The organism is Burkholderia sp. HAN2018 (assembly GCF_024704855.1).
Taxonomy (GTDB): Bacteria; Pseudomonadota; Gammaproteobacteria; order Burkholderiales; family Burkholderiaceae; genus Burkholderia; species Burkholderia cepacia.
The window spans coordinates 1-10461 of record NZ_QOBB01000237.1; the positions used below are offsets into that span (position 1 = coordinate 1).

Sequence of the window (10461 nt, forward strand, 5' to 3'; positions counted from 1 at the left end):
CCTCGGGCTCGGGCGCCGCCTCGGGCGCGGCCGCTTCCGCCGGCTGCTCCGGCGCGCCGTCGGCGGCTTCCTCGTCGCCCGGGCCGTCTTCGAGAAACGGGTTCATGTCGAGCGCCTGCCGCAATTCCTGTTGAAATTCGAGCGAGGACAACTGCAGCAGCCGCAGCGACTGCTGAAGCCTCGGCGTAAGTGCCAGATGCTGTCGCATCTGCAACGCAAGCGAGACGGGCATCGAAAGCCTCCTGATTATTCGGTTCGCGTTAGGTCGTCTGCACGACTTACGCAGCTTTCGTGCCAATTCGGCGAAGCGCGTCGCCTCGCAGTTCTCGCGGGTTCGCACCCCGCTTCGACGCTGGCCGGGGCCGCTTTTTTACAAGCCCGCGGCAAGTTTTGGGGCACGCCATTCGCTCGTCCGTAAGGGCATCCGGATGTGCCCCCCGAACGCCGCCCCTGCCTGCCGTACGTGATGCGCGGCAAACGCTCGATCAGTACTGCATCGGCGGCGGCGTGCCCGGCAACGGCCGGTCGCCCTGCGCACCGTTCGGCCCCGGCGGCGGCACGTCGGCCGGTTCACCGCCGGCCGCGCCCTGCGGCATCATGTTGCCCGGCGACGGACGCGTGTCGTAGCGCGTATTCGCGTCCGGCATCGTCGTGGTCGACTGCGCGCCGCGGCCATCCGGCGGTGCGGGCGGCGCCCCGTGCGCACCGTAGGGGCCGTTCGTCGGTTGCGTGCAGGCGGCCAGCGTGCACGCGGCGGCGAACGCAAGGGCGCCCGCGCGTATCGTCTGGATCGTGTTCATCGAATACCTCCGTCGGATCGATGGCTCAGAGCCGGTTGAAATGGAAATCGCCGGCATAGGCGGTCGGCGTGCGGCGCGCCATCATCGTGTCGAATTCGGCCGCGACGCGCGCGAGCGTGCCGCGCTGCCGATCGATGCCGGCGCGCTCGAGCGCGGCGAATGCGTCGGCGTCGAAGGACACCGACAGCGACGCCGGATGGCCGTCGACGCGAAAGCCGATATGCAACGCCCCGGCCGGCCGCTCCTCGATGTGGAACGGCATCGCGCGCGCTTCGAAATGGCGGCCGAGCGTCTCGGCGATCTCGCGCAGCACGCCGGGTTTCACGCGGACGCTCATCGCCGTGCCTCCGCATGCAGTCGCGTTATCCCGCCGACCGGCGGCGCATGCACGGGCGGCTGCCGCGACGGCGGTTCGCGCTCCGGTGGCGCGGTCCCGGGCGGATCGCCTGCCGGTTGCCGGTACGGTTCGGGCAGGTCGGGCGGCAAGTCGTCGGGATCGGGGTCGTCGGGATCCGGCTCGAGGTCAGGGAACGGCGGGATGGGCCGCTGCAGCCATTGGGCGGGATCGTGTTTCATCGGCATTCCATCGGGGCGGGTTCGGATCGGCATCGTGTGCGGCGGTCGTGACTGGATACGGCACTCCCGCAATGCGCATGCCCTCCGGTCGCGGCGCCCGCATGCGGGCGCCGGCGCGAACACGCGCGGCCCCATGCGACGCGTCGTGCCTTCGCTACACCGTTCGCTGCAAATCTTTCAAGCACGTCGTTATGCGTCGTACGCGGCCATCACGAGCCACAGCTCGCGGCCGTTGTCCTTCACGCACGCCGCCAGCGCATACGAATCGGACGGCTCGCACGCGCGTTGCAGCGCGAAACGCGCCGGTTCGGTCGAACCGAACGTCTCGTCGCCCAACGGCCGCACGTCGGCCTTGCCCTCGAACATCCGGCGCTCGGGCCGGTAGATCAGCGGTTCGTGTTTCCATTCGTTGAAATGGCTCTTCACCGAATCGAATCCGCCGCCGCATACGTTGATCTCATAACGCACGCCTGGTCGTCGTTTCGGAATCGTCATCGTGCCTCCGCTCGAAATGCGCACGGCAGGCACCGGTCGGGCCGCGCGTCGTCATCGCAGTCGATACGGCAAGTCGTGTGCCGCGTCCGCGAGCCGGGCACGGCCGTTGCGGCAATCCCGGCTCCTCGTCACCGATACGGAGCCTCGCGATGAAGGATTCGACCCGGCCCGGCCGCGACGCGCCGGCCCACGAGCGGCATCCCGACCCGACGCCGCCGCTGAAGCACCAGGACCGCACGCGCACGCGCCATTCGGAACGCCATATCGACAAGCAGCTCGAGGATACGTTTCCGGCAAGCGACCCGCCGGCGACCGGCGGCGTCACGCGGATCGAGCCGGACACGCCGCCCGGCACGCACGACGAAGGGCCGTGGCGGAGCCCGCGCGAACGCGACGACGGCGCGTGACGTACCCGAGCGAACCGCGCGTGCAGGAAGGCACGCGGCTTGCGGACTCCGCCGACGAATTCGCCATCCCCACCTGCAAGGAGGAAGTCATGCATCGCGTCAACGAAATCATGTCGCAGGACGTCGTGCGCATCGCGCCGACCGACTCGATCCGTCATGCCGCGCAACTGATGGAGCGCTACGACATCGGCGCGCTGCCCGTGTGCGACAACAACCGGCTGATCGGGATGGTGACGGACCGCGATCTCGCGGTGCGCGCGATCTCGGCCGGCAAGCCGCCGGAAACGCGGGTCCACGAAGTCGCATCGGGCCCGATCGAATGGTGCTTCGACGACGATTCGCTCGACGAGATCCAGCACTACATGGCGGACGCGCAGTTGCGTCGCCTGCCCGTCGTCGATCACGACAAACGACTGGTCGGCATGCTGTCGCTCGCGGACATCGCGACGCGTTCGGCCGGCCCGGCGCGCGACGACGTCGCGAACACGCTCGAAGGCGTGTCGCAACCGAAGCAGACGTGACGGCGCGATCCTTGCGCCGCACGATACCCGCGCGACCCGCAGGGCCCGCCCCGGGCACCGTCGCGCCCCACGCAGCCTGGAGGAAACCATGCACACTTCCGATCAAGGTCAGACCCGCATCATCGGCAAGGGCGCCGCAACGGCGGCCGGCCCCGGCCCCGACGTGATGGCGGCCGATACGCTGGAAGGCGACAAGGTCTATACGACCGACGGCGACGACGTCGGCAAGATCAAGGACATCATGCTCGACGTGCGCTCAGGCCGCGTCGCCTACGCGGTGCTGTCGAGCGGCGGCATCCTCGGCATCGGCGACAAGCTGCACGCCATTCCGTGGAGCGCGCTCACGCTCGACACCGAACGTAAATGCTTCCTGCTGTCGGTGTCGTCCGAGCGCATCCGCAACGCGCCGGGGTTCGACAAGGACCACTGGCCGGCGATGGCCGATCCGCAATGGGCCGAGCCGCTGCACGAGTTCTACGGCAGCGCGCCGTACTGGAGCGGCGGCGACGAACTGGGGCTGACCGACCCGACCGAGGAACTGAACGATCCGCGCGCGCGCGACCGTCACTGATCGCGCGACGATGCGGCGCCGGTTCGCCGGCGCATCCGCTTTCCTTTCTACACGCCCCGCTCGCGCGGGGCGTCTTTTTTGCAAGCCGGGACGGCAGAAGGTGAGGTGCGTTGTGTGCGTTCAGTGCGCTACGGCACCGCTCCGATCGCGCTGGAGAACACGCGCGATGCCGGGCGGCGGCCGGATCGTCGCCGGGGTCCGGTTGCATCGCGCTTCCCCTTTTTCCTGTCGCCGGAACCGATCGCCGTGCAGCTCGCGGCGGCCTTCGTCGGGCGCCGCAACCGGGAGCGGCAACGCCCCGGCCGCGGCCCCGTTGCCGTCACATCATCTTGCCGCGCGAGCGTTCGGCGCGCGCCGCCTCCGCCGCCGATTCGACCTTCTTCACTTCCTCCGGCGGCGGCAGCACGGCCTTGAAGCCCATCGACTCGATCCACATCTCGCGCGCCCAGCCGCGCGTGTGATACAGGTGGTGATCCTCGTCGGCCTCGACCTCGTCGTGCGCGTCCTTCAATGTCTTCGCCGCGTCGCCCGACAACTGGTCGGCCGCGTAGCCGATCAGCTCCCAGTTCAGGTGGTCCTTGGTCTCGGCGAGCACCACGCATTCCGCCGCGACGACCTGCGCGACGGCCGGATCGGCCTGCTTCCGCGCCTGCTCGATCACGTGGACCAGCGCCTTGCCGGTGGCCGCGACCGCGCTGCGTCCGGGCGACTGCGCATCGGGGTCCATGCCTAACGTCTCGAACACCTTGCGCAGCACTTCCTGGTGATGCAGCGTCTCGCGGTGGTACTTCTCCCATTCCTTGTGCAGATCGCCGTCGGTCGCGCACTGCAGCGCGGCCTCGTAGAGCTTCGCGCCGCCAAGCTCGGTTTCGTATGCCTGACAGAGCAATTCGCGGATGCCTTCGTGTTTCGGTTGCCGATGGGCCATGACTGCCTCTCCGAAAAAAACGGGCCGCGCGCGGCCCGGGGATGAACGGGCACGCGTTACCGCGCGCCCACCTTGCGTTCGAGCGCCTGCGCCATGCTCAGGTGATGCCTGAGCGTCGGCAGCGTGGCGCTCGCGAATTCGCGCAGCTGCGGGTCCCTGCCGTCGCGCGCCTCGCCTTCGAACAGCGCGACGGCCTTGCGGTGTGCGTCGGGGCCGACCGCCGCGACATACGCGACGTCGAAGTCGCGGCCGTTCTTGCCGCGCAGCGCCTCAACGTCGGGGTCTGAAATCTGTTCGACCTGCGGCTTCATGCCCTTGCGCGCGGCGAGCTCGGTGAGCCGTGCATTCGCCTTGCCGTGATCGCTCACCATCTGCTTCGCGAAAACGCGCACATCCGGCGACTGCGCCTGCTTCAGCGCGAGCTGGCTGGCCTGCACCTCGGCCTTGCCGGCGATCGCGGCCTTGTCGATGAATTCCGCGTCGCCGCCCTGCGGCGCCTTCGCGATCCGCGCGTCGCCCGCGCCCGACGACGGATTGATCACGCCGCCCGGCACATGCGAATTCGATGCGGGCGGCTCGCTCGGCGCCTGCGCGCCGGCGAATCCCGATACGGCGAGCACGCCTGCGGCAAGCGCCGCGATCGTCCAGTTCGGATGTTTCATCTGCCTTCTCCTTGTACTTGCGTGGAAGCAGCCGCCGACGATCGAGCCGCCGTTCGGGTGCAGCGTCTGCCCCGTCATGTCGCTCGCGCCGTCGGCCACGGGCGCGGCCTCGCCGGCGAGCCTGCCGCTGCCCACGTCACCGGCCGCGTCGTCGTGCGGCTTCGTCCGGCCGGCGCACCGGATCGAAATCGCGCCACTTGCCGTCCTGCCAGTCGCCGTCGACGCGCTCGATCGACTTCGCGCCCGTCGCGCGCAGCACGTCTTCCGCCGTGGAGGCCGTGTCCGGCGTCACATGCGCGGCGAGGATCACGCCCGTCTCGCTTCGTGCAAGCGTGCCCTTGCCTTCGTCCTGCTCGCCGCGCATCCGGCCGAGCGCACCGCCCAGCGCGCCGAGGTACGCACCGGCCAGTGCGCCCGCCGCCGGCACGAACCAGTAGCGCACGCCCACCGCATAGACGGCCACCCCGACAACGGCGCCGATCAGCAACCCGCGCATCGCGCCGACCATCGCGCCGCGCCCGCCGGGTTTCGCCGCCGTGTCGGCGTAGACGTCGCCGCCGATCGGAAAGCGCGCGTGCTGGCCGCCCGGGTTCAGGAAGAAAATCGATACGTCGTCCGTGCCGAACGCGCGCTCGTAAAGGCTGCGCGCCCCGCTCTCGGCTTCATCGAACGTCGTGAAGCGGCCTGCGACGATCATCGCCATGCTCGTGCTCCTTGTCGCGGTACGCCGCGCGCGAGCGCGCACGGCACAATGGCGGCACGGCTCACATCAGCCGCCCGAGCTCCTTCGACACCGATGCCGGCGTGTCGTATTCGCGATCGGGAATGCGCGTGAGCATGTCGAGCACGTCGTGGGCCGCATGCGAGCGTTGCGCGCATTCGACGATGGTCGCCTTGCTGGCCGGGTAGTCCATCCCCTTCAGCGCCTTCTGCACGTCGACCGGGCTCGGCGGCTTGCCGTGGCCGGTCTGGTGCCCGCCCTTGTCGTGGTCCTGCTGCGCGCGCTCGCCTTCGTGCGCGCGGGCGCGGCTGAGTTCGTGGCCCGTGTGTTGTCGGGATGTCATCGAAACCTCCTTGATTGAATGAACGGAAACGGCATCACGCGGACCCGCGGCGCGCACGCGCGAGCGCGGCGAACACGAGCGCCGCCGCGCCGAGCGCGACCGCGCCTGCCATCTTCGGCCGCTGCACCACCGTGTTGTATGCACAGCTGCGCAGCACGGGGCCGTCCATCCCTTCGCGCTCGTGCAGCGCATGACGCGAGTCGTACAGCGCGTTGTCGTCGCGCGGGCGAGCGGGCCGCACCGTGCGCTGGCCGCGCGAGAACAGCGTGGCCGCGACGCGATCGAACAGGCGCGGCGCGTGGTACGCGCTCGCCGACGTGAATTTCGCGGCACCGCCGACGAACAGCGTGCGGCGCGGATGGGCGGCCGCGAACAGGATCGCGTCGGCCACGAGATCGGGGTCGTAGATCGGCGGCGGCAGCCTCGGCTCGACGTTCATGTAGTTCTTCGCGTGCATCACGAACATCGTGTCGATCGCGGCCGGCTTGATCAGCGTGACCGACACCGGCAGGTGGTCCGATTCCATCTCGAGCCGCAGCGAATCGGTGAAGCCCTTCACCGCGTGCTTCGACGCGGCGTACGCGCTTTGCAGCGGCACCGGCGCATCGGATGCTTCGCTGCCCATGTTGACGATCGCGCCGCCGTGGAAATCGCGCTTGCGGCGGAAGTGGTCCGCCGCGACGAGCGAGCCGTGCACGACGCCCCAGTAGTTGGTCTCGAACAGACGGCGCTGATCCTCGAGCGGCACCGCGGCCGCCGTGCCGAAGATCGACACGCCCGCGTTGTTGACCCAGGTGTCGAAGCCGCCGTAAGTGTCCGCCGCCTTCGCGGCCGCGCGCTGCACGTCCTCGAGGTTCGCGACGTCGCCGGCGACCGGCACCGCGAGGCCGCCGTGCTGGCTGATTTCCTCGCACAACGTGTTCAGCGCGCCCTCGTTGCGCGCGAACAGCACGAGCTTCGCGCCGCGCCGTGCGGCCTTGCGCGCGGTGACGAGGCCGATGCCGCTCGTCGCGCCGGTGATCACGATCGTCTGCTCGCCGACCGGTTTGAGCATGCAGTTCATGACGGAACTCCTGTTGCGGCAACGTTACTTGGCCCGGATGGTCAGCTGGTCGCGCACGTCCTGCACGCCGTCCACCTGCTTCACGACGCCGACGGCCTGCGTGCGTTGCTGTTCGTCGGGCACGCTGCCGGTGAGCATCACGATGCCGTGCCGCGTCTTCACGTGGATGTCGCCGGACGACAGGCCGCTCGTGCCGACGAGCTCGGCCTTCACCTTGGTCGTGATCGTCGCGTCGCGGATCTTCCTGCCGGCCGTCGAATGCGACGACGTGGATGACGTCGACGATGTGGACGACGACGCGGCGCTGTCGTCGCCGGCGGCGAACACGTCCGGCACGGCCGTGACGCAGGCGCTAGCCGCGACGATCGCGATCGCCATGCCGACACGCTTCGCGCGATGGCGGCGGATGTGCAGGGAGCGGGCTTGCAGCTGGAATACCTTCATCGTGACCTCCTTTCGTCGAGCCGGCACGGCCGGCGGGCGGACATCACGGGCGCAAACCGCGTGCCGCGGCCGCGCCGCCCGGTGCTGGCGGCAATCGCCGGCCGGACGCGCTTTCATCCAATGCGTTGTAATTTTTTCGACGTGCCGGCCGGCGGTTTCCCCCCCGGCAGCGGTGCGGGTATGCCGCTTGCCGACAGGCAGTCACGGTGGCCCGTTTGCGCGGGCCGGACCTCGGGGGCATCGCCCGGCGAGGAGGCGCGCCGGTCAGTGAACACGTATCGCGGTTGCGGGGAGCCGGCGGTGTGGACGCGGGCGGGTGGAGGATTCAAGTTGCGGACGTCGCGAAGCAATCCGTGGAGCGCGACATCGGCCACGATGCCGTGGCGTACTCGCGCACCGCGACGTAAACACTCAATGGAGGACTGCGAGATAAAACGCGGGTTCGTCGACGGCAGCGCCATCTTTCCCGGTTCACATCCGTGCGAGAGGGTCGTGACTACCGGCGCCCTCGACGTCAAGTAACCTCGGCCAGCGCGTCAGTCGTCTCGCTTCGTCGCGTGCGCGATCTTGTGCACCAGTTCGCGCACGTCGACCGGCTTGCACAGATAGCCGTCGAACCCGGCCTCCAGCGCACGGCGCTGGTCGGCGAGGCCGGCATGCGCGGTGACCGCGAGCACGCAAACGTCGGGCGGACCGCTGTCGCCGTTCGTCGCCCCGTGCCGCAACGCATCGAGCAGCCAGAAGCCGTCGCCGTCCGGCATCGCGAGATCGGACAGCACGACGGTCGGCCGCAAGTCGGCGGCGACCGCGAGCGCCTCGCGGCCCGACGACGCGATCGCGACCGACGCGCCGAACGTGGTCAGCGCGGCCGTGAGGCTCGCCCGCGTCGTCGCATCGTCGTCGACGATCAGGATCCGCTGCGCATCGAGCACGAGCGGCTCGCGCTGCCCGCCCGCCTGCGCGAGCCCCCACGCCATCGCGCCGACCGGCTGCCAGCCGGCCGGCAGCGTCACCGTGAAGGTCGTGCCGCGATTGCGGCCCGCGCTCACGACGGTCACGCGGCCGCCGTGCAACTCGGCGATATGCCGCACGATCGACAGGCCGAGACCGAGGCCGCGTCGCGACGACGCAGGCGAATCGTCCGCGCGGCGAAACATGTCGAAGACGTACGGCAGGAACTCCTGCGCGACACCCTGCCCCGTATCGGTCACGGTCAGGATCACCCGCGCGTTGTCGCGCGCGAGCCCGACCGTCACGTTGCCGCCGTCCGGCGTGAACTTCAGCGCGTTCGAGATGAGGTTCGACAACATCTGCCGCAACCGCTCGGCGTCACCCGACACAATGCACGACGAGGTCTCGCAATCGAATTCGAGCTCGATGCCGGCCAATGACGCGGCCGTCTGGAATGCGCCGACCGAATCGGAGAACAGCCGCACGATGTCGACCGGCGTCGCGTCGAGGCGCAGCTTGCCGGTCGCGAGCGACGACGCATCGAGAATGTCGCCGACCATCCGCGTGAGCGAACGCGCGCTGCGGTCGATGGCATCGATCGCCTGGTTCTGCAGCGCCTGGTCGCCGGAATTGCGCAGCACCTCGACCCAGCCATAGATCACGTTCAGCGGTGTGCGCAACTCGTGCGATACCGTCGCCAGCAGCTCGTCCTTCAGCCGGTTCGACGTATCGGCCTGGTCGCGTGCGTCGCGCGCGCCCCGCAGCGAGCGCTGCGCGCGGAGGTCGCGCCGGCGCTGCGCACCGGTTTCGCGCAGCGTCAGCGACAGCGCGACGCATTCGCGTGCCTCGCCGCGTACCGGGCACGCCGACACGGTCGCGCGAAAACGCCGGCCGTCGCGCCGCACGCACAGCAGTTCGAGCGGCCCGACCGGATCGCGCATCGCTTCGAAGGATTCGGCCAGCGGATTGCGCCGCAACCAGCGCATGGCGATCAGCGAGTCGAACATGCGGCCGCGCGCGTCGGCCTCGTCGTAACCGAAGATTCGCTGCGCGGCCGGATTCCAGCTGGCAATGCGGCCGTTCGCGTCGATGCCGACGATTGCGTCCGGCGATGCGTCGACCACCGCGCGTTGCAAACGCGACGCGTCGACGCGTGCGCGATCCGCGCCGGCATCGCGCAGCAGCAGCACCGCGCCGTCGAGGTTGCCGTCCGGATCGCCGAGCGGCGCGGCAACCTCGACGATCGGCACCGGATCGCCGGTGCCGTCACGCTGCAGCCAGTGCCGGTCGGACACCGCGTCCGCGCCGTCGAGCGCGCGATCGAGCGGCGTCGTCTGCACGCGGCGGCCGTCACGATCGACGATCCGCAGCACGTCGCGCACCGGCCGCCCCGCCGCGTCGCCAGGCCGGCAGCCGGCGAGTTCGGCCGCCGCCGCGTTGATATAGGTCAGCCGCCCTTTCGTGTCGACCGCGATCACGCCGTGCGGCAGCGCACTCAGCACGGCTTCGAGCTGCCGGCGTAAAGCCGCCTCGTGGCGGCGCGCGCGATCGTTCGTGATCCGTGTCTGTCGCAACATCGACGCGATCGCGCAAACGAGCGCACCGATCAGGATGAAGGTGCCGAGCTGCACGAGCCGTTCGGGCAGCGGCGCCGGATAGGCGGCCGGATCGGACAGGAACAGGGTCCACACGAGCAGCCCGCTGACGACGGTCGACACGATCCCGAACAGGAACGACGTCGCCCACGCGGCGCCTGCGAGCAGCGGGTAGTACATCACGAACGGCAGGTTCACGCCGCCGAAGCGGATCGCGAGCACCTGCAGCACGGTCGCGATCGCGACCAGCATCGCGGCCGTCGCGTAGTTTCCGGCCTGCCGCCGGGGAAGATCGATCATCGGACACGCTCCTGCGGGGCCGGCCGACGGCCGCGGCCCCGGACACCGCCGACCGGCACGACGCGCGACGGCCGGCCGGAACCG

At 69.8% G+C, this 10461-nt stretch carries 14 protein-coding genes and 1 pseudogene; 3 read left to right on the forward strand and 12 right to left on the reverse strand.

All coding sequences use genetic code 11. The features are described from left to right. From DPV74_RS34505 to DPV74_RS34525, 5 genes and pseudogenes are all read right to left on the reverse strand, one after another. A pseudogene (locus DPV74_RS34505) lies at window positions 1-232 on the reverse strand (RNA polymerase factor sigma-54); the annotation flags it as partial. A gap of 253 nt (window positions 233-485) precedes the next feature. After that, the gene (locus tag DPV74_RS34510; protein ID WP_091921694.1) at window positions 486-800 is read right to left on the reverse strand and encodes a hypothetical protein; all 315 of its coding nucleotides are present in this window, start codon (window positions 798-800) and stop codon (window positions 486-488) included. A 25-nt stretch (window positions 801-825) separates the two neighbouring features. Next, window positions 826-1137: a hypothetical protein gene (locus tag DPV74_RS34515; protein WP_021161228.1), complete on the reverse strand. Its 312-nt coding sequence runs from the start codon at window positions 1135-1137 to the stop codon at window positions 826-828. Continuing rightward, entirely contained in the window at window positions 1134-1376 is a 243-nt protein-coding gene (locus DPV74_RS34520) for a hypothetical protein (protein WP_162923223.1), read from the reverse strand. The genes DPV74_RS34515 and DPV74_RS34520 overlap by 4 nt, the downstream gene beginning before the upstream one ends. Before the next feature lie 189 nt (window positions 1377-1565). Continuing rightward, the gene (locus DPV74_RS34525) at window positions 1566-1871 is read right to left on the reverse strand and encodes a hypothetical protein (RefSeq protein WP_027792520.1); all 306 of its coding nucleotides are present in this window, start codon (window positions 1869-1871) and stop codon (window positions 1566-1568) included. Window positions 1872-2020: 149 nt separating this feature from the next. Here DPV74_RS34525 and DPV74_RS34530 point away from each other — a divergent pair, with 149 nt between their 5' ends. From DPV74_RS34530 to DPV74_RS34540, 3 genes are all read left to right on the forward strand, one after another. Further along, complete coding sequence (locus tag DPV74_RS34530; RefSeq protein WP_091921690.1) at window positions 2021-2278, forward strand: hypothetical protein; 258 nt, start codon at window positions 2021-2023, stop codon at window positions 2276-2278. A gap of 89 nt (window positions 2279-2367) precedes the next feature. After that, window positions 2368-2799, forward strand: a complete 432-nt coding sequence (locus DPV74_RS34535) for a CBS domain-containing protein (RefSeq protein WP_027792518.1) — start codon at window positions 2368-2370, stop codon at window positions 2797-2799. Window positions 2800-2887: 88 nt separating this feature from the next. After that, on the forward strand, window positions 2888-3370 hold the full coding sequence (locus DPV74_RS34540) for a PRC-barrel domain-containing protein (protein WP_059693369.1): 483 nt from the start codon (window positions 2888-2890) through the stop codon (window positions 3368-3370). A gap of 319 nt (window positions 3371-3689) precedes the next feature. Here the strand turns inward: DPV74_RS34540 and DPV74_RS34545 are convergent, their stop codons facing one another. From DPV74_RS34545 to DPV74_RS34575, 7 genes are all read right to left on the reverse strand, one after another. Beyond that, on the reverse strand, window positions 3690-4298 hold the full coding sequence (locus DPV74_RS34545) for a DUF892 family protein (protein WP_021161236.1): 609 nt from the start codon (window positions 4296-4298) through the stop codon (window positions 3690-3692). 56 nt (window positions 4299-4354) lie between these two features. Beyond that, window positions 4355-4960, reverse strand: a complete 606-nt coding sequence (locus DPV74_RS34550; RefSeq protein ID WP_060317737.1) for a DUF4142 domain-containing protein — start codon at window positions 4958-4960, stop codon at window positions 4355-4357. Window positions 4961-5096: 136 nt separating this feature from the next. Next, window positions 5097-5663: a hypothetical protein gene (locus DPV74_RS34555; protein ID WP_060317519.1), complete on the reverse strand. Its 567-nt coding sequence runs from the start codon at window positions 5661-5663 to the stop codon at window positions 5097-5099. 61 nt (window positions 5664-5724) lie between these two features. Beyond that, window positions 5725-6024: a DUF2795 domain-containing protein gene (locus tag DPV74_RS34560; RefSeq protein WP_060084588.1), complete on the reverse strand. Its 300-nt coding sequence runs from the start codon at window positions 6022-6024 to the stop codon at window positions 5725-5727. A gap of 34 nt (window positions 6025-6058) precedes the next feature. Further along, window positions 6059-7087, reverse strand: coding sequence for an SDR family oxidoreductase (locus DPV74_RS34565; RefSeq protein ID WP_060194491.1), 1029 nt, complete (start codon window positions 7085-7087; stop codon window positions 6059-6061). A 24-nt stretch (window positions 7088-7111) separates the two neighbouring features. Then, the gene (locus DPV74_RS34570) at window positions 7112-7531 is read right to left on the reverse strand and encodes a BON domain-containing protein (protein ID WP_060084516.1); all 420 of its coding nucleotides are present in this window, start codon (window positions 7529-7531) and stop codon (window positions 7112-7114) included. Window positions 7532-8067: 536 nt separating this feature from the next. Then, window positions 8068-10377 (reverse strand): ATP-binding protein, encoded by a 2310-nt coding sequence (locus DPV74_RS34575; protein WP_119338826.1) that lies wholly within the window; start codon window positions 10375-10377, stop codon window positions 8068-8070. Between the last annotated feature and the right edge of the window lie 84 nt (window positions 10378-10461).

Bases quoted from the DNA above. Each gene is read 5' to 3' on its own strand.
- DPV74_RS34510 (WP_091921694.1), bottom strand. From the start codon at position 800: ATGAACACGATCCAGACGATACGCGCGGGCGCCCTTGCGTTCGCCGCC.
- DPV74_RS34515 (WP_021161228.1), bottom strand. From the start codon at position 1,137: ATGAGCGTCCGCGTGAAACCCGGCGTGCTGCGCGAGATCGCCGAGACG.
- DPV74_RS34520 (WP_162923223.1), bottom strand. From the start codon at position 1,376: ATGAAACACGATCCCGCCCAATGGCTGCAGCGGCCCATCCCGCCGTTC.
- DPV74_RS34525 (WP_027792520.1), bottom strand. From the start codon at position 1,871: ATGACGATTCCGAAACGACGACCAGGCGTGCGTTATGAGATCAACGTA.
- DPV74_RS34530 (WP_091921690.1), top strand. From the start codon at position 2,021: ATGAAGGATTCGACCCGGCCCGGCCGCGACGCGCCGGCCCACGAGCGG.
- DPV74_RS34535 (WP_027792518.1), top strand. From the start codon at position 2,368: ATGCATCGCGTCAACGAAATCATGTCGCAGGACGTCGTGCGCATCGCG.
- DPV74_RS34540 (WP_059693369.1), top strand. From the start codon at position 2,888: ATGCACACTTCCGATCAAGGTCAGACCCGCATCATCGGCAAGGGCGCC.
- DPV74_RS34545 (WP_021161236.1), bottom strand. From the start codon at position 4,298: ATGGCCCATCGGCAACCGAAACACGAAGGCATCCGCGAATTGCTCTGT.
- DPV74_RS34550 (WP_060317737.1), bottom strand. From the start codon at position 4,960: ATGAAACATCCGAACTGGACGATCGCGGCGCTTGCCGCAGGCGTGCTC.
- DPV74_RS34555 (WP_060317519.1), bottom strand. From the start codon at position 5,663: ATGGCGATGATCGTCGCAGGCCGCTTCACGACGTTCGATGAAGCCGAG.
- DPV74_RS34560 (WP_060084588.1), bottom strand. From the start codon at position 6,024: ATGACATCCCGACAACACACGGGCCACGAACTCAGCCGCGCCCGCGCG.
- DPV74_RS34565 (WP_060194491.1), bottom strand. From the start codon at position 7,087: ATGAACTGCATGCTCAAACCGGTCGGCGAGCAGACGATCGTGATCACC.
- DPV74_RS34570 (WP_060084516.1), bottom strand. From the start codon at position 7,531: ATGAAGGTATTCCAGCTGCAAGCCCGCTCCCTGCACATCCGCCGCCAT.
- DPV74_RS34575 (WP_119338826.1), bottom strand. From the start codon at position 10,377: ATGATCGATCTTCCCCGGCGGCAGGCCGGAAACTACGCGACGGCCGCG.